Below are 22,019 nucleotides of genomic sequence, written 5' to 3' on the forward strand. Positions count from 1 at the left end.
CCACCGCTTACAGATCGTCTTCGCCCGGGAACGAGACCGACAGTTCCGAGATCACGATCCACTGGCCCTGCTCGGGGTACTTGGGATCGTCGCTGGAATACGTGCCTTCGCCGACCGGCGTCTTGCCCTGCGGCACACCCTGATCGCCGTTGTCGCGCAAGCCCAGGCTGGCGCTGCGCCCGACCTGTTCGTCCTTGCGCGCATCGAGCTTGCCGCCGTGGTAATCGACGATGGTGCCGCCGTAGTCCCACTCCAGCCCGTAGAACGAAATCGGTTTGCCGTTGAGGGCGACCATCTCGGGCAGCGGCATGCCCACGCGCAGGCCGTTGTCCAGCGTCCACTTCGATTGCGGACCGAACACACGCACCAGCGACAGGCCCTGCAGGCTCTGCTCGTTCTGGAAGTACAGATAGGCGCGACGGGTCGGATCGTCGGGGAACAGGATCACGCCGGAGAATTCCTCGCCCTCGGCGCCGGGCACCTTGCCCAGGCGCACATTGGCGGCGCCATAGCGCTTGCGCAGTTCGTCGGGGCCGGTGTCGGGCGCGAAATCGCCGGGCAGCACGAAGTCGGCGGCGGTGGCGCTGTCGGCCGCTGCGCTCGCGGCTTGTCCGCTCGCGGGCGCGGCCGCGGCCGGCGCGAGCTTCGCGTCGGCCTGCGCCGCGGGCGCGTTCGCGGTCGGCGCGGCACGCTCGCAAGCGCTCAGCGCCACCAGCAGCAAGGACGGGACCAGCAAGGTGCGCAGCTTCATGGCTTCACTTCCCTCAGATCGGCGCTGCCGATGCGCCAGGCGCGTTGCTCCGGGCCCGCGCCGTCGACCACGGCGCGGCGCAGTACATAGGCGCCGACATACTTGCGCTGGCTGCCGTCGCGCTGGCTCGCGGTCAGCGCCACCGGCACTTCCAGATACCGCGAGCCGGCGGCGGCATCGACACGGCCCGGCGGCAGGATCTCGACCGATACGCCGGTGGTGTCGGCGAAACCGTCGGCGAACTGCTGCGGCGACTGGCCGCTGGCGCGGCCGCCATCGGACCACAGCGCATAGGCGCGGGCGTAACTGCGTGCGTTGATCGCGGCGTAGTAGTCGCGCACCACGGCGACCGCGTCCTGCGGTGTGGGTTCGCCGGGCACGGCGGTGCCGTCCTCGACCAGCGGCGTGCCGTCGTCGGCGATCGGCAGGCTGCCGTCTTCGGGCGTGGCCGGCAGGATCGGGTTGCCGTTCTCGTCCAGCACCGGCTCCTCGACGATGGCGGCGCTGGGCGGGCCGACCTGGCCCGGTCCCGGCTGCGAGGGCATGCCGGTGACGCCGCCGCTGGCGCCCTGCGGCGCCGGCAACAGCTCGCCGGCCTCGCCGTTGGCGGTGCCGGCCTGGGGATCGTCGTGCTTGCCGCAGGCGCCTAGCGCGAATACGAGCAGGCAGGCGGCGAGCAGGCGGTGGTGGCGGGATGCGCGCATGTCAGCGATCGAGGTGGACGACGACGCGGCCGTGTTCGATCTGGGTGCTGCCGATGCGGCGCGAACCCAGCTTGTCGAGCAGGCTGTTGTCGAAGCGGTAGACGGGTTCCTGGCGCGCGTAGTCGCCGAGCCAGGCGTTGAGCAGTTCGCGCGAGGCGCCGGTCATCACGCCGCCCAGCTGCGGCACGTCGACGTAGTCGATGCGCGGGTCGCGCAGGTGCAGGCCCTGGGTGGCGGCGTCGTAGCGCAGGGCGCTGGTCAGGGTGAAACGCCCGGACGGGCGCTGCGAGGAGCCGCTGCCGAGCGCGGCCAGGCCGATGTCGAAGTCCAGGCGCAGGCGGTCGCCGTCGTCGGGAATCGACAGGCGCGGATTCATCAGGGTCACCGCCACCAGGCCGCCCAGCTTCTCGTAGCGCTTGGGGAAATTGCGGTTCAGGGACTGCTGCAGTTGCGGCGCGGTGAACGCGACCTCGTTGCCGAGGTAGGCGCTGACCGCATTGAGCGTGGAGCAGGCCGCCAACGTCAGCAGCGCGGCGGCCAGCAGCAGGGAGCGCACTAGAGTGGGGCGGAGGCGGGCTCGGGCGGACATCGACAAGTTCCGTGGGCGATGCGCGCACGATACCCGGACCGCATGAACGGCGACACAGGGGAAAGGCGTGGCCCACGCCCACCCCCGGGTAGGAGCGGCGCAAGCCGCGACCGGCGGCGACGCAAGCCGGCGCCGCTTGCGTTGGCGACGCAGGCGCTCGGTCGCGGCTTGCGCCGCTCCTACCCCAGGGTCTCGGGGCTCAGCCCTCGCGCGCGTCCTGCAGCTGCGCTTCCAGGCGCGCCTTGAGGGCGTCGTCGATCTTGAGCTGGCGCGCCAGCTCGTCCAGGTAGGCGCGTTCCATGAAGCTCTGCTCGTCGGCCGCGAGCAGGCTGGCCAGATACATTTCCGAGGCCATTTCCGGGGAGGTGGCGGCACGCGCCACTTCGGCCGGATCCAGCGGCTTTTCGAGCTCGGCATGCAGCCACTGACGCAGGCCCGGGTCGTTGTCGATGCGGGTGAACTCGCCTTCGATCACTTCGCGTTCGCGCGCGTCGATATGGCCGTCGGCCTTGGCCGCGGCGACCAGGGCCTGGAGGATGGCCTGGCTGTGCAGCTCGGCCTGCGGCGGCGGCAGACGGTCCACGGTCTGCGGTTCGGCGGTGCTGCCGTCCTGTTGCTTGCGGTACTCGCCGTAGGCCTTGTAGGCCAGCACGCCGACCGCGGCCACGCCGCCATACAGGGCCAGCTTGCCGCCCATCTTGCGCATCTTCTTATTGCCCAGCAGCAGGCCGAGCGCGCCGCCGGCGAGCGCGCCCTTGCCGAAGTCCGCATTCAATAGGCCGCGCTTTTCTTCCTTGCCCTCGTAACGCGCCGGCGCTTTGCCGCCGCCCAGCAGACTCTCGAGCCCACCGCCGCCGAGGCTGCTCTGGGCGGTCTTCAGCAGCTGGTCGAGCAAGCCCTGGGTCTTCATGCGCGCAACTCCGTCGTTAAGGTCGTGAATTCACGACCTGAGGGCGCAGGGTGCGGGCTTCAAGCGCGCCGGCGGCGGCCGGCGCGGCGCGGTTCACCTCAGCCGCGTTGCTGCACCGCCAGGCGCAGGCCCAGGGCGATGAACACGCTGCCGGTCACGCGCTGCTTCCAGCGCCCGGCGCCGGTGGAGAATCGTCGGCCGAAGCGGCCGACCGCGAAGCTCAGCATCAGGCTGTGGCTGAAGCCGATCAGCGACAGCAACGCGCCCAGCACCAGGAACTGTAGCCAGACGTAGCCGCGCTCGGGGTGCACGAACTGCGGCAGGAAGGCCAGGAAGAACAGCGCGACCTTGGGGTTGAGCACGCCGGTGATCACCGAGCGCAGGTAGATGTTGGGCTCGGCCACCGCCGGCGCATCGCTGTCGGCCGCGGGCGCGGTCTCCGCCGGCGCGCGCCAGGCCTTGATGCCCAGCCAGATCAGATAAGCGGCGCCGGCATACTTGAGCACCTCGAAGGCCATCGCCGAGGTCGCCAGCAGCGCCGACAGGCCCAGGCTCGCGGCCAGGGCGTGGATCAGGGTGGCGGTCTCCAGCCCGAACGCGGCGCGCACGCCGCGCGCGGTGCCGCCGGTCGCCGCCTGAGTCAGGATCCAGGCCGTGCCTGGGCCCGGAATCAGCACCAGCACGGCAGCGGCGACCAGGTAAGCGGCGAGGGTGGCTGTGTCGAACATGGCGGCGGCGTTGCGGGGCGGAATCGCAGTCTGCGCCGTGCGTGGGCGCGCGCCAAGTGCGCGCTGCGGCTTGACGCAGGACTCAGCGTTGCGCACGCCGTACGTCCGTGGGGTAGGAGCGGCGTAAGCCGCGACCATGCGAGCCAGCGCAGGTTCGGTAGCCGACGTAGGTTCGCGGTCGCGGCTTACGCCGCTCCTACCCCAAAGCGGGTGCGGCTAGCCGGTGGCGGCGGTGGGTTCGGCCGCGCGCTGCTTCTCGATCGCCGCGACGAAGGCGTCGGGCCCGGGCCATTGGCCGATGCGCCCCAATTTCCTGGCGCCGCGGAACACCAGGAAGGCGGGGACGCCATGCAGGCCGAAGCGCGTGCCCATCTGCGGGTCTTCGTAGACGTTGTCGTGCAGCCACTCGATATCCGGCCAACGGAAACGCTCGGGCGCCAGCAGGATCTGGCCCTTGGCGATATCGCAGTTCGGACAGTCCTTGCCCCACAGGAACAGGATGCGCAGGCGTTCGTCCTCGGCCAGCGCTTCGTCCAACCGCGCCTCGCGCACCAACCGCATCGGGAAGGTCCAGAAGAAGCGCGGGATGGTGGTGTCGCTCACGGGCTCATCCTACTCCCGGAATCCGACCCGCGCGCCCCTGCCTAGGGCACCGCCAGTTCGATGCCCTGGGCGCGGAATTCGGCCAGGGTGGCGTCGTAGATGTCGGACAGCAGCGCATGCTGGCCGTTCTCGATATCGGCGATCCACAGCTGCGCTTCCAGCACGATGCCCTTGTCGGTGACGGTGCTGACGTACACACCGGGTTCGGGCGTGCGCAGCACGCGCGGCTGGGCGGCGACCGCGCGCAGGAAAATGGTGCGCGCGGCCACGGTGTCGGTATCGCCCTTGACCAGCAGGGTCGAGGTCAGGCGTACGTTGCGGTCCGACCACGACTGATTGAGGATGGTGTTGCCGGTCAGGGTGTCGTTGGGAACGATCGCTTCCAGGCCTTCGCGGGTGCGGATCACGGTGTAGCGCACGGTCATGCGCGTGACCTTGCCGGTCACGCCGCCCACGGACACGTTGTCGCCTACCCGCACCGACTGCTCGAACAGGACGATCAAGCCGCTGACGTAGCTGGCCGCCAGCTTCTGCAGGCCCAGGCCCAGGCCGATGCCGAGGGCGCCGCCGAACGCGGCCAGCGCGGCCAGATTGATGCCGCTGACGCTGAAGATCAGCATCAGCGCGACCAGCCACACCAGCACGCCGGCGATGCGCGACAGCGCCAGGATGTGGTTGGGCGCCAGGTGCGGGCTGCGCTGGATGGCCTTGTCCAGGGTCCGCGTGGCCCAGTACGAAACGATCACGATGATCACGCCGACCACCAGGCCGCTGACCACGTCCTCGGTGCTCAGCGTGATGTTGCCCAGCGTGAGCTTGGAGGCGAACAGCTTGGCGACCAGCGGGTAGCGCGCACCGAACACCGCCAGCATGGTCATGGCCCAGGCCAGCACCGTGGCCACCCGCATCAGGACCTTGAGCAAGGGCGTCGGCCGGAACAGCAACTCGACCAGGGCGCCGGGGATGCGCACCAGCACGAATACGCCCAGGGCCAGGAACACCAGCGAGATCGCGGCGCGGCCGAATTCGTTGACGATGCCCAGCGGCCCGGGGATGGCCAGCAGCAACAGCGCCAGCGTGGGCGTGAACAGATAGTCCAGCAGGATGCGCAGGCGCGGCCGGTCGCTCAGGCGCGGGCGCAGGCGCTGTTTCAGGTAGTGGGACAGCAGCAGCGCTGCGATCACCAGCGCGAGCGCGATCACCGCCTCGACCGGGTGCGCGGTCACGGACAGGGCCGTGTCCAAGGTCTTTTCGAGCTCTGGATCGACCGCCGCGGCGGGGGTGTCGGGCTTCATGCGCAGGCTCGGCTGGGGGAGGGGGCCGCGCGCGAGGCAGCGCGCGGCCTGCGGCGATTGTGAACATCGCCAGCGTCCCGCGCCAGCGCGCGGGAACGCCAGGGGGAACGCGCGCTCAGTCCTCCTCGGCCCGCGGTTTGAAGGCCTCGACCAGCTTCTGCTGCACGTTCGCCGGTACCGGCTCGTAGTGGCTGAAATCCAGCGAGTAGCGCCCGCGCCCGGCGGTCACCGATTTCAGCTCGGCCGCGTAGCCTTCCAGTTCCGACAGCGGCACCTGCGCCTTGACGATGATCTCCTGGCCGCGCGCGGCATCCGTGCCGTTGATGCGCGCGCGCTTGCTGGCCAGGCCGCCGCTGATGTCGCCCATGTGCTGCTCGGGTGCGTTGACCTCCAGATCGACGATGGGCTCCAGCACTTGCGGGCGGGCCTTGCCGATGGCGTCGAGGAAGGCCTTCTTGCCGGCGGCCACGAACGCGACCTCCTTGCTGTCGACCGGATGGTGCTTGCCGTCGTAGACGATCACGCGCACGTCCTGCATCGGATAGCCGGCCAGCGCGCCCTGGTGCAGTACCTGGCGCACGCCTTTCTCCACCGCCGGCAGGAACTGGCCGGGGATGGTGCCGCCCTTGACCTCGTCGACGAACTCGAAGCCGCCGCCGCGCGGCAGCGGTTCGACGCGCAGGAAGACTTCGCCGAACTGGCCGGCGCCGCCGGTCTGCTTCTTGTGACGGTGATGGCCCTCGGCCTTGCCGCTCACGGTTTCGCGGTAGGCGATGCGCGGCGGGCGCGACTTCACTTCCACGCCGTACTTGTCCTTCAGGCGATCGATGTTGATGCGCAGGTGCAGGTCGGACAGGCCGCGGATCACGGTTTCGTTGGTCTCGGTCTCATGCTCGACGTGGAAGCAGGGGTCCTCTTCCGACAGCTTGTGCAGCGAGGTCGCCAGCTTCTGCTCCTGGCCCTTGCTGGCCGCTTCCACCGCCAGGCCGAACATGGGCTTGGGGAAGTTCAGTGGGGCCAGATGGATATGGTCCTCGTCGTGGCTGTCGTGCAGCACCGCGTCGAAGTGCAGTTCCTCGACCTTGGCCACCGCGGCGATGTCGCCGGGGATGGCCTGCTCGATTTCGACGTGGTCCTTGCCCTTGAGCTTGAACAGATGCCCGACCTTGAACGGCTTCTTGCCGTCGTCGACGAACAGCTGGGTGTCGCGCTTGAGCGTGCCCTGATAGACGCGGAACACGCCGAGCTTGCCGACGAAGGGGTCGTTGACGATCTTGAACACGTCGGCGATCACGTGCGCCTTGGGATCGGGCGCGGCCACGATCGGCTGTGCGTCCTCGCCCACGCCTTTTACGAACGGCGGCGGATTGGCCTCGGCCGGATTCGGGAACAGCGCCTCGGCCGCGTCCAGCAGTTCCTTGACCCCGACCCCGCTGCGCGCCGAACAGAACAGCACCGGCACCAGATGGCCTTCGCGCAGGCATTGCTCGAAGGCGTCGTGCAGCTCCGCGCTGCTCAGGCCGCTTTCGCCCAGGTCCAGGTAATGCTCCATCACCGTTTCGTTGATCTCCACCACCTGGTCGATGATCTTCTGGTGCCAGTCGCCGACGCTGCCCAGGTCGCTGCCCTCGGCGCTGCCGGCCGCGGAGGCGGCGTAGCAGTCGAGCACGCGCTGGCCGCGATCGGCGGACAGGTTCAGGGGCAGGCATTCGGGGCCGAAGCTCTCGCGCAGGTCTTCGAGCACGCGCGCCGCGTCGGCGCCTTCGTGGTCGATCTTGTTGACCACCAGCACCCGGCAGAGGTTGCGCGCCTTGGCGTGCTCCATCATCCGGCGGGTGCCGTACTCGACCCCGGTATCGGCGTCGACCACGATCGCGACCGTCTCCACCGCCGCCAACGCCGACAGGGTCGGGCCGCGGAAATCGGGATAGCCGGGGGTGTCGATCAGGTTGACGTGGATGCCCGCGTGATCGGTGCTGGCGATGGCGGCGTCCAGCGAATGGCCGCGCTGTTTCTCGATCGGGTCGAAGTCGGAGACGGTGCTGCCGCGTTCGATGCTGCCTGCCGTCTGGAGTGCGCCGCCGGCCTGCAGCAGGGCTTCGAAGAGCGTTGTTTTGCCGGCGCCGGGGTGGCCTGCCAAGGCCACGTTGCGGATGGATTGAGTGCTGTAGGACATGAGCGGACTTCTCCCTGGGTGAGGGTGGGAAGGCCGTCATGGCTGTCCGCGCTGCGCGCCCGAGCGTGGAGCGCTCGGCGGGCGGTCATGGCGGGTGCCGGCTTTCGGGGGGCCGGGAATCAAGACTCCCGCAGGCGAGGGGGCGGGTCAAGCCCGGCTTGGGTTGCGTTGCAACATGGGTCGCAGAAGCAAATCCCCTCGATCCATCCGGCCAGCGGGCACAGCCCGCTGGCGCTCAGTCGCGCACGAACCTGCGGTTCATAGGCCGCGCGCCCTCACCCTTTTCCAAAGGGGGAAGACCCGCCGTTGCAAGGCAGATCAGTCTCCCCACTTCGTTGCTGGCTGTTCCCCCCTTTGCAAAGGGGGGCTAGGGGGGATTTGCTCTTAGCCGCAATACAGAACTAACACCCCCGCAGTTACCCTGACCGCCCTTCATCCTCCGGAGTCCACTCATGGGTATTTCGCGACACGCCACCGCGCACTGGGAAGGCGATCTCAAAAGCGGGCAGGGCCGTCTCAGCAGCCAGAGCGGCGTGCTGGACAACACCCGCTATGCCTTCAACACCCGCTTCGGCGACGAGAAGGGCACCAACCCGGAAGAGTTGATCGCGGCCGCGCACGCGGGCTGCTTCACCATGGCGCTGTCGGCCAAGCTGACCGAGGCCGGGCATCCGCCGGCGCGCCTGGACACCCGCGCCGAAGTCGATCTGTCGATGGAAGGCGGCCCGAACTTCTCGCAGATCCGGCTCAAGGTCAGCGCCGACGTGCCCGGCATCGACGCCGCCAAGTTCCAGGCCATCGCCGAGGACGCCAAGGCCAACTGCCCGGTGTCGAAGGCGCTGAGCGCGGTGCCGATCAGCCTGGAAGCGACGCTGGCTTGAGTCCGCGCGCGAAGCCCGCCGACGCGCGGCCTGCGTTGATGTCCGCGCGCGAACCGATCCGCCACGTCCTGTTGATCCACGGCGCGGGCGGCGGCGCTTGGGAATGGAACCGGTGGTGCGAGGTCTTGCGCGCGCGCGGCTTCGATGCGCATGCGCCGGACCTGCAAGCCACGGACGCCGGTTTGGCCGCGACCGGTTTCGACGACTATGCGGCGCAGGTGCGCGCCGCGTTCGTGCGCCTGCCGCGTCCGCGCGCGCTCATCGGCGCCAGTCTCGGCGGGCTGCTGGCCTTGCCTTGCGCCGACGCGGCCGACGCCCTGGTGCTGATCAATCCGTTGCCGCCTGCGCCTTGGGCAGCGCGCCTGCCGGCGCGCGAATGGCCGCCGATCGTGCCCTGGCGGCGCGAGGCCCGTCTGGCCTCGACCCGGCGCGCACTGGCGGATGCCGACGAAGCCGCCGCGCTTTACGCCTACCGGCGCTGGCGCGACGAGTCCGGGGCGGTGCTGCGCGCCGCGCAGGACGGGATCGCCGCCGTCGCGCCGAGCTGCGCCAGCATGTTGGTCGCATCGGCGCAGGACGAGGATGTCCCGCCCGAGCTCACCGCCGAATGGGCCGCGGCCTGGGGGGCCGACTGCCTGCGCGCGCCGTCGCCCAGCCACGTCGGCCCTCTGCTGGGGCGCGGCGCGGCCGAATTGGCGGGGCGCGTCGCCGACTGGCTGTCGGCCAGGTAAACGCCGCCAGGGCCGGCACCGAAACCGGGCCCGGATTCAGCCGGCGTTGACCGCGCCGACCCGACGATGCGATCCACGCCATCCCGGCGTGTGGAGCCCGCCATGAAGCGCCTGTCCGTCACCGCCCTTAGCCTGGTCCTCGCCGCCGCCACCGGCGTCGCCTCGGCGCAGTCCTATCCGCAGAACGGCTACGGTTCGGCCTACCCGGACAGCTATCCGGCCTCTACCGGTTCGCAGGTCGACTATGCGCGCGTGCTGCGCGTCGATCCGGTGTTCGATTCCTACAACAGCGGCCAGTACGGCGCGCAGCGTTGCTACGAGCGTCCGACCTACGTCAACGGCGGCGGCACCTACGACGGCTACGACGACCGCGGCTACGACGACAACTACCGCCGCGACGACGGCTACACCGACCAGTACGGCAACTCCCGCCGCTCGGCCGGCACCGAAACCGGCCGCACCGTGGCCACCGTGATCGGCGGCATCCTCGGCGCCGCGGTCGGCAGCCAGGTCGGCGGCGGCAGCGCGCGCTACGCGACCTCGGCGGTCGGCTCGATGGTCGGCGGCATGGCCGGCCGCAGCGTGTACGAACAGAGCAAGCGCAACAGCAACCGCGATCGCGTCGGTTCGGTGCGCGTCTGCGACCCGGTCCAGAACACCGGCTACGGCAACACCGGCTACGGCGGCGACGATCGCGCGGTCAGCGCCTACGATGTGACCTACGAATACGGCGGCCGCAGCTACCGCACCCGCACCAACTACCACCCCGGCGACAAGATCCGCGTGCGCGTGGACGTGCGTCCGGAGTGAGGCGGTCGGGACGGTGGGCGTCGAGATGACGCGTTCCGCTGTTCCGATCCGCGCATCGGAGAGGGCCGGCGAGTGCCGGCCCTTTTTTACTTCTTCTTCAGCGCGGCGGCGAGCACGGTCAATGCCAAGGCCGTCGCGGCGAGCAGAATCAGTATGGCGTCCAGCGTCAGGCCGTACCCGTCGATCTTCGCGGTTCGGGCGGGCGCTGCGCGCAGGTACAGCACAACCACCGATTGACCTTCCGCCAGGCGACGAAAGCCTCGGCCTGTGGTGGACTGAAAACGGTGTTCGCCGCCGGACGGGTCGTAGAAACCAATCAGCGGGAACTGCGCGCAGACGGCTCTGTTCGAGAATCGACTGCGCGACCGACACTCCGAGCGCAAGGCCAGGACGGTGCCTTCGGCGCGACTCATCCGCGCCTCCGTCGAGACCCGGTCCGTACGAACCAGCCAGGCCGCCGCTGCGAGCGCGACGCTGATGGCCAGCAGGCCGACGACGCGGCGGTTCCTCGATAGCCATGTGGAGCGATGGGTCATGGAGTCTGCCCTTGGAGACGGCGGACTATGCATCGAATCGAATGCTTAGGGGCTGAGTAAGCCACCGGTCGATACGCCCGTGCACGCTCGCGCGAGCCTGTCCGTCCGCTCACTCGGCGGCTTTCGGATAGCGCGCGTTCCACCACTGGGTCCAGTGTGCCTGGAGCCCCGCGAACTCGGCATCGGGCAGGCCGTAGGTGGTCAACAGCACCGAGCCTGCGCCGTGCGGGCGCTCGGGCGAGGGTCCCTTGTCGGTGACGACCAGCAGGCCGTCGCCCCATTGATCGACGGTTACCGCGGTCTGGAAATGCGTGCGATGCCAGACCTGCCCCGAAACATGGTCGCCGGTCGCCAACGCTGCGCTGTAAGCGACGCCGGGCGACAGAGCGCTGAGGCGATCCAGGCCGAGTTCGACCGAGGCTGCGCCGATGCCGGCCTGGCTGGGGCCGGACAGGAAGATCGTGCGCCGCGGCTGGTCCGAATGCCGCTCCAGCGCCAGTCGCAGTTGCTGGAAGAAGGTGACCCAGCCTTGAGCGATGTCGTCGTAGACGTTCACCCAGTCCAAGGCCGGGCCGCCGGCCCGCAGCAAGCGCAGGCGCGTACCCGCCGCGACGGTGGCCAGTTCGATGGTTTCGGCGATGCCGTCCCACTCGCCGAATCGGATGACCTTATTCGCCTCGTCGCCGCTGGCGTGATCGACGAAGATGAACTTGATTTCATCGGCCAGCGTTGGCGCGTCCCAGCCGAACCAGGCGTCGATCCGGGTCGGATCGCGCAAAGCGGTCCAGACGGTTTCGAGGGGCGCGGCGATGGTGAGGTCTGCGACGACCTGCTGTCGGGACGTTTCGCTCATCGCATCTCCTTGATGGACCGGCCTGCCCAGGGCGAAGGCAGAGAACGCGCGTCGTCGATCAGATGGTAGCCGGAGATCGGCCGGCGCTGGATCCGCTGCGGAGGCGGCGTCGGCTCAGTTGCCGTATCGAACGCACAAGACCAAGGCGAGGGCGGCCGGGAGCCCCAATAGGACGCCTGCCGTCTCCGCGCGCGCGCATCGCCAGCGCGAGCCGAAGCACAAGGCAATGGCCAAGGCCGTCAGTGCGACGAGGATGCAAATCGCCGCCGCGATACCCATGTTTCCGTAAGCGCCGCCCCTTCTTTGCAGGGCGGTGACGGCGGTATCGACCGCGATCACCCAGCCGAAGCTTCCCAGCAGCGCGCCGAGAAAGTCAGTGAGCTTGCTGGTGCCGAGAGTAAATCTCACCAATCGATATGCCCGCTCACGATCGGATGCACCTGACCGCCCGACCAGACGTCGCCATCGGCGTCCACGCGCAGTTGCAGGCGCGCGTCGAAACCGACTTCGCGGCCCTGGCTGACGGTGTAGCGGCCGTCGCGGCCGGGCAGGGCGTGGTTGTGCTGCAGCCAGGCGGCGAGGGTGGCGTTGGCGGCGCCGGAGGCGGCGTCCTCGAACTGCGCGGGCGCGCCGACGAAGGCGCGCACCACCAGGTCGTAGTCGTTGCCGGCGTCGGCGCGCGCGAACGCGCACAGGCCCATGCTTTCGGTGGCTTCGGCGAGCGCGCCGATCGCGGCCCAGTCCGGACTGGCGTTGCGCAGCGCGGCTTCGTCGCGCAGTTCGGCCAGCCACCAGCGGCGGCCGCCGTCCATCAGCGCCGGCGGCAGCGCGCCCAGGGGCAGACCGTTGAGGGCGGCGCTCAGGCGCGGATCCTCGGCGCCGGCGGTTTCCAGCACGCGTGCGCGCGGCGTGCGCACCGCGATCGTGCGCATGGCGCCTTCGCCGTCCACCGCCAAGGGCAGCAGGCCGGCCACGCCTTCCTGCAGCAGTCGGCCGTCGACGGGCGCGGCCAGGCCGGCGTCCAGCACCACGTGCGCGGTGCCGACGCTGGGATGGCCCGCGAACGGCACCTCGCGGCGCGGACTGAACATACGGATGCGGTAGCTCGCGCCCGGCGCGGTCGGCGCGAACACGAAGGTGGTCTCGGGCAGGCGGGTCCAGCGCGCGATCGCCTGCATGGCGGCCTCGTCCAGACCTTCGGCATCCAGCACCACCGCGAGCGGGTTGCCGGCGCCGGGACGGTCGGCGAATACGTCCAATTGCAGGTAGCGGCGTTTCATTGTCGGATCGCGTCGCGGCGTGGGGTCCGCTGGGTCGCGCAGCTTACCAATCGGCGCGGCCGCGGATAACCGCCTGGACCCGGCCGCCGATCCAGATCTCGCCCTGCTCGTCCAGGGCGACCTCGACCCGGCCATCGCGGCCGAGCTCGCGGCCCTGGCTGGCCACATAGCGCGTGGCCCCGCCCGGGAAGCCGCCGTCGGCGGCGAGCTGGGCGCCGATCGCGGCGTTGACGCTGCCGGTGACCGGGTCCTCGGGGATGTTGTCGGCGGGGCAGAAGGCGCGCACCGCGAGTTGGTGGTCGGGCGCCTCGGCAGGCGCGTAGACCGCCAGGCCGACCGCGGCGCAGGCCCGGGTCAGGGTCGCGATCGCGGGCAGGTCCGGCTGCAGCGCGCGCACCGCAGCGGCGTCGGTTAGCTCCAGCACCCACCAGCGCGCGCCGTTGTCCCACAGCGTCGGCGCTCGCGCGCCCAGCGGCAGGGAGGCGCTTACCACGGCCAGCGCGGCCTCGATCGCCTCGGGTTCGCCCAGGCTGGCGATCTCGATGCGCTGCGCGCGCGGCGCCCGCACCGACACCAGCGCACGCGCGCCGCTGCCGGCCACGCGCACCGGCAGCAGGCCGGCCGCGCAGTCCTGGATCAGGGCACCGTCGCGGGGGCTGGCCAGGCCGGCGTCGATCGCGGCCCAGGCCGCGCCCACACTGGGATGGCCCGCGAAGGCCAGTTCCTGGCGTGGGGTGAAGATGCGCACCCGGTAGTCGGCGCCTTCGACCGGCGGCAGCAGGAAGATGGTTTCGGACAGGTTGGTCCAGGCTGCGAAAGCCTGCATCGCCGCGGTGTCCAGACCGTCGGCGTTCAAGACCACGCCCAGCGGATTGCCCGCTCCCGGCCGGTCGGCGAATACGTCCAGTTGCAGGTAGCGGCGCAGGGTCATGGCGATCTCGTACGCGGGGCGGGCGGGTCAGTAGAACCGTTCCGCCACGGTCGTTCCAGTGTTGCGCGCGCCGCCGGCCTGCGCCGGTGCTTTCCCGTTTAGAATCGCAGCTTCATGCCCGCGGCGCGGGCGAGCGCGACTCTTCAGACCCGGCTTCGGCACGTCCGTGGGCCCGGTCGTCGCGCCCGGCGGCCGCGGCATGGTTCCCAAACACACGCCCGGCCGCGGCCGGGCATCGATCAGAGCGCGACAACAGACCGGAGACAGTGGCGGTGGCGGAAGCATCTCGTTGGGTAGTACTCAAGTTCGGCGGCACTTCGGTGTCCCGCCGCAACCGTTGGGACACCATCGGACGCCTCGCCTCCAAACGCATGCACGAGGACGGCTTACGCGTCGTGGTCGTGGTCTCGGCCCTGTCGGGCGTCACCAACGAACTGCAGGCGATCGCCAGCGCGCCCGAAGGCGCGCAGGACGAGATCGCGGCGCGCGTGCAGGCCCTGGTCGAACGCCATCGCGCGTTCTGCGCCGAACTCGACCTGGACGCAGACGCGGTGCTCGGCGAGCGCCTGGCCGCGCTGCAGGCGCTGGCGGTCGATCCGCGCATGGCCAGCCGCGCGCTGGATTGGCAGGCCGAGGTGCTGGCCCAGGGCGAGCTGCTGTCCTCGACCATCGGCACGGCCTATCTGCGCAGCCAGGGCCACGATTTCGGCTGGTGCGACGCGCGCGATTGGCTGGACGCGGTCTCGCTGCCGAATCAAAGCGCCTGGGCGCGGCGTTTGTCGGTGAACTGCCGGCGCGAACCCGATCCGGAGTTCGCCGCGCGCTTCGCCCGCCAGGCCGCGCCCATGCTGCTGACCCAGGGCTTCATTGCCCGCCACGACGACGGCGGCACCGCGATCCTGGGCCGCGGCGGTTCGGATACCTCGGCGGCGTATTTCGGCGCGCTGCTCAAGGCGCAACGGGTCGAGATCTGGACCGACGTGCCCGGCATGTTCAGCGCCAATCCGCGCGAAGTGCCGGACGCGCGTCTGCTGACCCGTCTGGACTATGCCGAGGCGCAGGAAATCGCGACCACCGGCGCCAAGGTGCTGCACCCGCGTTCGATCGCGCCTTGTCGCGACGCCGGCGTGCCGATGGCGATCCTCGATACCGAGCGCTTCGATCTGCCGGGCACCCGCATCGACGCCAGCGCGGCGACCGTGCCGGGCGTCAAGGCGATCAGCCGCCGCAACGGCATCGTGCTGGTGTCGATGGAAAGCATCGGCATGTGGCAGCAGGTCGGCTTCCTCGCCGACGTGTTCGAGCGTTTCAAGCGCCACGGCCTGTCGATCGACCTGATCGGTTCGTCGGAAACCAACGTCACGGTGTCGCTGGATCCCAGCGAGAACCTGGTCAACAGCAACGTGCTGGAAGCGCTGTCGGCCGATCTGGCCGAGGTCTGCCGAGTCAAAGTGATCGCACCCTGCGCGGCGGTCACCCTGGTCGGGCGCGGTATGCGCTCGCTGCTGCACCGTCTGTCGGATATCTGGGCCGCGTTCGGCCGCGAGCGCGTGCACCTGATCTCGCAGTCCTCGAACGACCTCAACCTCACCTTCGTCATCGACGAAGCCGATGCCGATGGCCTGCTGCCGCATCTGCACCACGAGTTGATCCGCGGCGGCGCGATGCCGGTGCGCGACGACAGCGTGTTCGGCCCGAGCTGGCGCGAGATAGCGCACGGCAAGCCCACGCGTGCGCCGGCCTGGTGGCGCGGCGCGCGCGAGCGTCTGCTCGACGTCGCCTCGGCCGGCACCCCGCGCTACGTCTACGACCTGGCAACGGTGCGCGAACGCGCTCGCTCGCTGCGCGAGACCCCGTCCATCGATCGCTGCTACTACGCGATCAAGGCCAATTCGCACCCGGACGTGCTGCGCGCCATCGCCGACGAAGGCTTCGGCCTGGAATGCGTGTCGTTGGGCGAGATCGAACGCGTGTTCGAAACCCTGCCGCAGCTCGATCCGGCGCGCGTGCTGTTCACGCCCAGCTTCGCGCCCAAGCGCGAGTACGTCGCCGCGTTCGCGCGCGGCGTCACCGTCACCCTGGACAACATCGAGGCGCTGCAGCACTGGCCCGAGGTGTTCCGCGACCGGTCGATCTGGCTGCGCATCGATCTGGGCCACGGCGAAGGCCATCACGAAAAGGTCCGCACCGGCGGCGTCGCCGCCAAGTTCGGCCTGCCGATGTCGCGTTTCGACGCCTTCGTCGAGCACGCGCGCCGTCTCGGCGTGCGCATCGCCGGCCTGCACGCGCACCTGGGCAGCGGCATCGACGATCCGCGCCACTGGCGCGGCGTGTACGCGCAACTGGCCGGACTGGCCGACGGCATCGGCACCATCGAGACCATCGACATCGGCGGCGGCCTGCCGATCGCCTACACGCCGGAGGCGCCGGCGTTCGATCTCGCCGCCTGGCGCGCCGGCTTGGCCGAGATCAAGGCCGCGTACCCGCGCTACGGCTTGATCGTCGAGCCGGGCCGTTACCTGGTCGCCGAGAGCGGCGTGCTGCTGTTGACCGTCACCCAGGTGGTCGAGAAGGACGGCGTGCGCCGGGTCGGCGGCGACGCCGGCATGAACGCGCTGATGCGTCCGGCCATGTACGAGGCCTATCACGGCATCCACAACCTGAGCCGCCTGGACGACGCCGACAACGTCGCCTTCGACGTGGTCGGCCCGATCTGCGAGAGCAGCGACGTGCTCGGCCGCGGCCGCCCGCTGCCGCGCGCGACCGCCGAGGGCGACGTGCTGCTGGTCGCCGACGCCGGCGCCTATGGCATGGCGATGGCGCATACCTACAACCTGCGGGCGCTGCCCGCCGAGCAAGTACTGCAAGAAGGTGATCTGTAATGACTGATTGGCGTTTCCAGCGCGATGCGATCCGCGCGTTCCGTTTCGTGCGTTGCGGTTTCGACGCGGCGAGCGGCGTGGCGCAGCTGGTCTACGCGTTCGACGACGGCCCGGAGCTGATCGAAACGATCACCGTGCCGGGCGCGCCGTTCCAGTTGGACACGCAGCGCGCGGCCGCGGTCGAACGCGCGCTGCGGCTGCTGCATCTGATCGCGGGCGTGAGCTACTACAAAGCGGCGGTGCCCGAGGACATCCGCATCGATTCCTACGAGATCGATGCCGACACCGCGGCGCTGCTGGAGCTCATCTACGTCAACGGCCTGGGCGAGTTCGCCTATCGCAACGGTCTGAACCTGCACGGCCGCATCCGCTTCCCGCATACCACGGCGGCGACGCCGGTGGCGCCGTCGCTGGGCCTGAGCGCGCACGCGCTGGTCGCGATCGGCGGCGGCAAGGATTCGCTGGTCAGCATCGAAGCCCTGCGCAGCCTGGGCGTGGAGCAGACCGTGACCTGGATCGGTGGTTCGCAGCTGATCGCCGCCTGCGCGCAGCGTACCGGCCTGCCTACGCTCAACCTGGGCCGCGCGCTCGCGCCGCAGTTGTTCGACTACAACCGCGAAGGCGCCTGGAACGGCCACATCCCGGTGACGGTGGTGAACTCGGCGATCATGGTGCTGGCGGCGCTGCTGCACGGCGTCGATCAGGTGGTGTTCTCCAACGAACGCTCGGCCAGCTACGGCAGCCTGATCGAAGGCACCGGCGAGGTGAATCACCAGTGGTCCAAGGGCTGGGCCTGCGAGCAGGCTTTCGGCGACCACGTGCAGCGCCAGGTCGCGGCCGACCTGCAGTACTACTCGCTGCTGCGTCCGCTCAGCGAGCTCGCGGTCGCGCGCCAGTTCGCGCGCAGCGACCGCTACGACGCCCACTTCAGCAGCTGCAACCGCAACTTCCATATCCTCGGCGAACGCCCGGCCAACCGCTGGTGCGGCGTGTGCCCGAAATGCCACTTCGTGTTCCTGGCGCTCGCGCCGTTCATGCCCAAGCCGCGCCTGGTCGGCATCTTCGGCCGCAACCTGCTCGACGATGCCGGCCAGATCGGCGGCTACGACGCGCTGCTGGAGTATCAGGACCACAAGCCCTTCGAATGCGTGGGCGAAGGCCGCGAATCGCGCGCCGCGATGGCCGCGCTGAGCGGGCGCCCGGAGTGGCGCGAGGACACCTTGGTCGAACGTTTCGCGCGTGAGATCCGGCCGCAGTTGGATGCGCAGGATCTGCGCATCGAACCGCTGCTGGTGCTGGACGAGGAACAGCGGCTGCCGCCCGCCTTGTGGGAGCGCCTGCGTGCGCATTTCGCAGCTTGACGGACGCCGCGTAGCGCTTTGGGGCTGGGGCCGCGAAGGCCGCGCCGCCTACCGGCTGCTGCGCGAGCGCCTACCCGAGCAGACCCTGACCCTGTTCTGTTCGCAGGACGAGGCCGCCGATGCGCGCGCGCTCGGCGATACGCGCCTGCTGATCGAGACCGCCGCCAGCGCCGAGCGCCTGGGCGCGTTCGAGTTCGTGATCAAGTCGCCGGGGATCAGCCCTTACCGCGCCGAGGCCGTGGCCGCGACCGAACAGGGCGCGCGCTTGCTCGGCGGCACCGCGCTGTGGTTCGGCGAACACCCCGAAGCGCGCACGGTCTGCGTGACCGGGACCAAGGGCAAGAGCACCACCACCTCGCTGTTGGCCCATTTGCTGCGTGCGGCCGGTCATCGCACCGCTTTGGCCGGCAACATCGGCCTGCCGCTGCTGGAGCTGATGGCGCCTGAGCAAACGCCGGAATTCTGGGCGATCGAGCTGTCCAGCTATCAGACCGGCGACGTCGCCGCAGGCGGCGTGCGGCCCGAGGTCGCGATCGCGCTCAACGTATTTCCCGAACACCTGGACTGGCACGGCTCGCATGCGCGCTATGTCGAGGACAAGCTGCGCCTGTTGACCGAAGCCAAGCCGCGTATCGCCGTGCTCAACGCCAACGACGCCACCCTGGCCGCATTGGCGCTGCCCGACAGCGAAGTGCGCTGGTTCGGGCGGGAAGACGGCTGGCACCTGCGCGGCGATGCGCTGTATCGCGGCGATGTCGAGATCATGGATACCTCGGCGCTGCCGCTGCCGGGGCGCCACAACCGCGGCAATCTGTGCGCGGTGCTGACCGCGATAGAAGCGCTGGGTCTGGACGCGGCGCCGCTGGCCGCGCACGCGGCGAGCTTCCGTCCGCTGCCGCACCGTCTGCAGCCGATCGGCACGCGCGACGGCATCGCCTACGTCAACGATTCGATCAGCACCACGCCGCACGCCAGCCTGGCCGCGCTGGATTGTTACGACGGCCGTCGCATCGCGATCCTGGTCGGCGGCCACGACCGCGGGGTGGAGTGGGGGGTGTTCGCCGATGCGATGCGGCGCAAGGCGCCGGTGGCGATCGTGACCATGGGCGAGAACGGCCCGCGCATCCATGCCTTGCTGTCGCCGCTGGCGGCGCAGGCGGATTTCCGCCTGAGCGCGGCACAGGACCTGGCCGAGGCGATGGCGCAGGCGCGCGCGGCCCTGGCCGGCGAGGGCGTGATCCTGCTGTCGCCGGGCGCGCCCAGCTTCGGTCCCTATCGCGATTACGTCGCGCGCGGCCGCCATTTCGCCGAGCTCGCGGGTTTCGACCCCGACGCGATCAGCTCGATCCCGGGCCTGGGTGTGGCTTAGGGCAGGAGTGAGGAGTGAGGAGTGAGGAGTGAGGAGTGAGGAGTGAGGAGTGAGGAGTGAGGAGTGAGAAAACCAGGGCGTGAACGCTTTGGCTCCCGCTCACTACTCACTTCTCTACGCTCACTGCTCGCCTGACCCCTTTCTCCCGATCGTCACGCCGAAGCACTACGCTGCCCGGACACCCGTCCAGGAGCCCCGCCATGCGCCGTCGTCTCGTAGCCGCTATCGTCCTCGTCCTGTGCGCCTCGCCGGCGCTGGCCGCGATGCAGGCCAAGCCGGTGAAGTGGAAAGTCGGCAAGGATGCCTTCACCGGGGTGCTGGTCTACGACGACGTCAACGCGATCAAGCGCCCGGGCCTGGTGATGGTGCCGAACTGGAAGGGCGTGACCCCGGCCGCGATCGAGCGCGCCAAGCTCATCGCAGGCGACGACTACGTGGTGCTGGTCGCCGACGTCTACGGCAGCAAGATCCGGCCCAAGAACGACAAGGAGGCCGGCAAGGTCGCCGGCCCGCTGCGCGCCGACCGTCCCAAGTTGCGCGCGCGCATCCAGGAAGCGGTGAAGGTGCTCAAGGCCCAGGCCGGCAAGGCGCCGGTGGACGCGGGCAAGATCGGCGCGCTGGGCTACTGCTTCGGCGGCAGCACGGTGCTGGAACTGGTGCGTGGCGGCAGCGAACTGGCCGGTGTGGTCAGTTTTCACGGCGGCCTGTCCACCGATCTGCCGGCCCAGGACGACGGCGCGCGCACGCCGGTGCTGGTGCTCAACGGCGCCGACGACCGCGGCATCACCGATCAGGACATCGCCAGCTTCGAGAAGGAAATGGACGCGGCCGGCGCCGACTGGCAGTTCGTCAATTTCAGCGGCGCGGTGCATTGCTTCGCCGAGCCGGAAGCCAACAATCCGCCGGGCTGCGTCTACAACGAACGCGCCGCCAAGCGCGCCGAGCGCATGATGCGCGACTTCTTCGCCGAGCGTTTCGCGGCGGAGTGAGCGGTGTGCGGGTAAGTGGGGTTGTGTCCTTCGAGCGGAAAGCAAATCTCCCCTAACCCCTCTTTTGCAAAGAGGGGGACTGCATTCGAAAGAGGGGGCGCACTCGAAAGAGGGCTGCATTCGAAGCGGGATGTGTTCGAAGCGGGATGTGTTCGAAGCGGAGCTGCATTCGAAGCGGGAGCCGCGCGCGACGGTATCGAAGCGCACCGCTCTTAACCTCCCCCTTTGAAAAAGGGGGGTTGAGGGGGATTTGCTTCTCCCCCCAGCGGATTCAATGATCGCGGCTGACCGCGTACCTCGCCAACCCGCGCAGCGCCGCCGTGTAGTCGTTCTCGTCCAGGCCTTCCAGTGCGGTCTCGGCGGCGTCGGCGTAGTCGCGCGCGCGCTGGCGGCTGTAGTCCAGGCCACCGGTGGCCTGGATCGCGGCCATCACGTCCGGCATCGCGTCGGTGTCGCCGTGCTCGACCGCCGCGCGCAGGCGCGCGCGCACCGCGTCGTCGCTGTGCGCGATCGCGTGGATCAGCGGCAAGGTGGCCTTGCCCTCGGCGAGGTCGTCGCCGAGGTTCTTGCCCAGGGTCTGCGCGTCGGAGGCGTAGTCGAGCACGTCGTCGGCGATCTGGAAGGCGTAGCCCAGGGCCATGCCGTAATCGTGCAGGCGCTGCTGGGTGGCCGGGTCGGCGCCGGACAGCAGCGCGCCCAGGCGCGTCGCAGCGGCGAACAACACCGCGGTCTTGCGCTCGATCACGCGCAGGTAGGCGGCTTCGTCGGTATCCGGGTTGCGCACGTGCAGCAGCTGCAGCACCTCGCCCTCGGCGATGGCATTGGTGGTGTCGGCCAGGATCTTCATCACTTCCATCCGGTCCAGTTCGACCATCAGCTGGAAGCTACGCGAATACAGAAAGTCGCCGACCAGCACGCTGGCGGCGTTGCCCCAGACCGCGTTGGCGGTCTTGCGGCCGCGGCGCAGGTCGGATTCGTCGACCACGTCGTCGTGCAGCAGGGTGGCGGTGTGGATGAACTCGACCACCGCCGCCAACTGGTGCGCGTCCGGGCCGCGGTGGCCCAGGGCGCCGGCCGCCAACAGCAGCAGCATCGGGCGCAGGCGCTTGCCGCCGGCGCCGACGATGTACTCGGCGACCTGGTTGATCAGGACCACGTCCGAGGCCAGCCGGCGCCGGATCAGGGCATCGACCGCCGCCATGTCGTCTCGGGCCAGGGATTGGATGGTCGCCAGGTCGGGGACGGACAGGGACGGTGCGCTGGAGGGCATGGGACGGCCGATGCGGTGGGGATGGAAAGTATAGGGCGCGGCCGTGTTCGGCCGAATGCCCGGTGTTTTTCAGCGTAGGTCGGATGGGCGCATCAGGGGCGAGGGGCCGCCCGGCGAATGCGCATAAAAATCACACTTTATATGTGTGTTTTAAGCCACGCACTTTGCGCAATCAGTGGTTTATAGGGGATTTCCCTATTCAATAGGTCACAAAAGTGACGTACAACGGCGGCATCTGACCTGTGCGTCTGGCACACCTGACGGTGACTCCAGCGGAAGGTTAGTGTGCGCTTGGTTGCAGGTGTTGTGTGATGGGTGGCACACTATTTGCAACGTACTCCCGGAAGCCAAGGCCGACGGGGGCGCGTAG

Annotated in this window: 21 protein-coding genes; 7 read left to right on the forward strand and 14 right to left on the reverse strand. The window is 69.5% G+C overall.

The window, feature by feature from the left end; translation table 11 throughout:
• Positions 1 to 7 precede the first annotated feature (7 nt).
• The 8 genes from ASE43_RS06535 to fusA form a co-directional block, all read right to left on the reverse strand.
• Positions 8 to 751, reverse strand: a complete 744-nt coding sequence (locus ASE43_RS06535) for a hypothetical protein (protein ID WP_057159938.1) — start codon at positions 749 to 751, stop codon at positions 8 to 10.
• Positions 748 to 1,455 carry a hypothetical protein gene (locus ASE43_RS06540; RefSeq protein WP_056182969.1) on the reverse strand — a complete coding sequence of 236 codons (708 nt, stop codon included), beginning with the start codon at positions 1,453 to 1,455 and terminating at the stop codon, positions 748 to 750. Before ASE43_RS06540 ends, ASE43_RS06535 begins: the two co-directional genes overlap by 4 nt.
• A gap of 1 nt (position 1,456) precedes the next feature.
• Positions 1,457 to 2,044 (reverse strand): DUF1439 domain-containing protein, encoded by a 588-nt coding sequence (locus tag ASE43_RS06545; RefSeq protein WP_056182974.1) that lies wholly within the window; start codon positions 2,042 to 2,044, stop codon positions 1,457 to 1,459.
• 199 nt (positions 2,045 to 2,243) lie between these two features.
• On the reverse strand, positions 2,244 to 2,954 hold the full coding sequence (locus ASE43_RS06550; protein ID WP_057159939.1) for a tellurite resistance TerB family protein: 711 nt from the start codon (positions 2,952 to 2,954) through the stop codon (positions 2,244 to 2,246).
• Between the two features lie 98 nt (positions 2,955 to 3,052).
• A complete protein-coding gene (locus ASE43_RS06555) occupies positions 3,053 to 3,682 on the reverse strand; it encodes a LysE family translocator (protein WP_056182981.1) in 630 nt (209 codons plus the stop codon).
• A 216-nt stretch (positions 3,683 to 3,898) separates the two neighbouring features.
• A complete protein-coding gene (locus ASE43_RS06560) occupies positions 3,899 to 4,285 on the reverse strand; it encodes a thioredoxin family protein (protein WP_200956237.1) in 387 nt (128 codons plus the stop codon).
• Between the two features lie 41 nt (positions 4,286 to 4,326).
• Complete coding sequence (locus ASE43_RS06565; RefSeq protein WP_057159940.1) at positions 4,327 to 5,580, reverse strand: mechanosensitive ion channel domain-containing protein; 1,254 nt, start codon at positions 5,578 to 5,580, stop codon at positions 4,327 to 4,329.
• Positions 5,581 to 5,695: 115 nt separating this feature from the next.
• Entirely contained in the window at positions 5,696 to 7,756 is a 2,061-nt protein-coding gene (gene fusA / locus ASE43_RS06570; protein ID WP_056182989.1) for an elongation factor G, read from the reverse strand.
• Positions 7,757 to 8,208: 452 nt separating this feature from the next.
• Here fusA and ASE43_RS06575 point away from each other — a divergent pair, with 452 nt between their 5' ends.
• From ASE43_RS06575 to ASE43_RS06585, 3 genes are all read left to right on the forward strand, one after another.
• Positions 8,209 to 8,637 carry an OsmC family protein gene (locus tag ASE43_RS06575; RefSeq protein WP_056182992.1) on the forward strand — a complete coding sequence of 143 codons (429 nt, stop codon included), beginning with the start codon at positions 8,209 to 8,211 and terminating at the stop codon, positions 8,635 to 8,637.
• Between the two features lie 38 nt (positions 8,638 to 8,675).
• On the forward strand, positions 8,676 to 9,368 hold the full coding sequence (locus ASE43_RS06580; RefSeq protein WP_157499695.1) for an alpha/beta fold hydrolase: 693 nt from the start codon (positions 8,676 to 8,678) through the stop codon (positions 9,366 to 9,368).
• A 102-nt stretch (positions 9,369 to 9,470) separates the two neighbouring features.
• Positions 9,471 to 10,178, forward strand: coding sequence for a hypothetical protein (locus ASE43_RS06585; RefSeq protein ID WP_057159942.1), 708 nt, complete (start codon positions 9,471 to 9,473; stop codon positions 10,176 to 10,178).
• Between the two features lie 86 nt (positions 10,179 to 10,264).
• Here the strand turns inward: ASE43_RS06585 and ASE43_RS06590 are convergent, their stop codons facing one another.
• From ASE43_RS06590 to ASE43_RS06610, 5 genes are all read right to left on the reverse strand, one after another.
• Entirely contained in the window at positions 10,265 to 10,714 is a 450-nt protein-coding gene (locus ASE43_RS06590) for a DUF3592 domain-containing protein (RefSeq protein WP_057159943.1), read from the reverse strand.
• Positions 10,715 to 10,823: 109 nt separating this feature from the next.
• Positions 10,824 to 11,567, reverse strand: coding sequence for an SRPBCC domain-containing protein (locus ASE43_RS06595; RefSeq protein WP_057159944.1), 744 nt, complete (start codon positions 11,565 to 11,567; stop codon positions 10,824 to 10,826).
• A gap of 114 nt (positions 11,568 to 11,681) precedes the next feature.
• Positions 11,682 to 11,975 (reverse strand): hypothetical protein, encoded by a 294-nt coding sequence (locus ASE43_RS06600; RefSeq protein WP_157499696.1) that lies wholly within the window; start codon positions 11,973 to 11,975, stop codon positions 11,682 to 11,684.
• Positions 11,972 to 12,847 carry a PhzF family phenazine biosynthesis protein gene (locus tag ASE43_RS06605; protein ID WP_057159946.1) on the reverse strand — a complete coding sequence of 292 codons (876 nt, stop codon included), beginning with the start codon at positions 12,845 to 12,847 and terminating at the stop codon, positions 11,972 to 11,974. Before ASE43_RS06605 ends, ASE43_RS06600 begins: the two co-directional genes overlap by 4 nt.
• Positions 12,848 to 12,890: 43 nt before the next feature.
• Positions 12,891 to 13,778, reverse strand: coding sequence for a PhzF family phenazine biosynthesis protein (locus tag ASE43_RS06610; protein WP_057159947.1), 888 nt, complete (start codon positions 13,776 to 13,778; stop codon positions 12,891 to 12,893).
• 266 nt (positions 13,779 to 14,044) lie between these two features.
• Here ASE43_RS06610 and ASE43_RS06615 point away from each other — a divergent pair, with 266 nt between their 5' ends.
• The 4 genes from ASE43_RS06615 to ASE43_RS06630 all read left to right on the forward strand — a co-directional run bounded on the left by ASE43_RS06615 (position 14,045) and on the right by ASE43_RS06630 (position 20,379).
• A complete protein-coding gene (locus tag ASE43_RS06615; protein ID WP_057159948.1) occupies positions 14,045 to 16,660 on the forward strand; it encodes a bifunctional aspartate kinase/diaminopimelate decarboxylase in 2,616 nt (871 codons plus the stop codon).
• Complete coding sequence (gene murL, locus ASE43_RS06620; RefSeq protein ID WP_057159949.1) at positions 16,660 to 18,021, forward strand: UDP-N-acetyl-alpha-D-muramoyl-L-alanyl-L-glutamate epimerase; 1,362 nt, start codon at positions 16,660 to 16,662, stop codon at positions 18,019 to 18,021. Before ASE43_RS06615 ends, murL begins: the two co-directional genes overlap by 1 nt.
• Entirely contained in the window at positions 18,002 to 19,390 is a 1,389-nt protein-coding gene (murD, locus tag ASE43_RS06625; protein WP_057159950.1) for a UDP-N-acetylmuramoyl-L-alanine--D-glutamate ligase, read from the forward strand. The genes murL and murD overlap by 20 nt, the downstream gene beginning before the upstream one ends.
• 200 nt (positions 19,391 to 19,590) lie before the next feature.
• Entirely contained in the window at positions 19,591 to 20,379 is a 789-nt protein-coding gene (locus ASE43_RS06630) for a dienelactone hydrolase family protein (protein ID WP_056183032.1), read from the forward strand.
• Positions 20,380 to 20,650: 271 nt separating this feature from the next.
• Here ASE43_RS06630 and ASE43_RS06635 read toward each other — a convergent pair whose 3' ends face one another.
• Positions 20,651 to 21,649 (reverse strand): polyprenyl synthetase family protein, encoded by a 999-nt coding sequence (locus ASE43_RS06635; RefSeq protein WP_057159951.1) that lies wholly within the window; start codon positions 21,647 to 21,649, stop codon positions 20,651 to 20,653.
• Positions 21,650 to 22,019 lie beyond the last annotated feature (370 nt).

Source organism: Lysobacter sp. Root983 (assembly GCF_001429345.1).
Classification (GTDB): Bacteria; Pseudomonadota; Gammaproteobacteria; order Xanthomonadales; family Xanthomonadaceae; genus Lysobacter.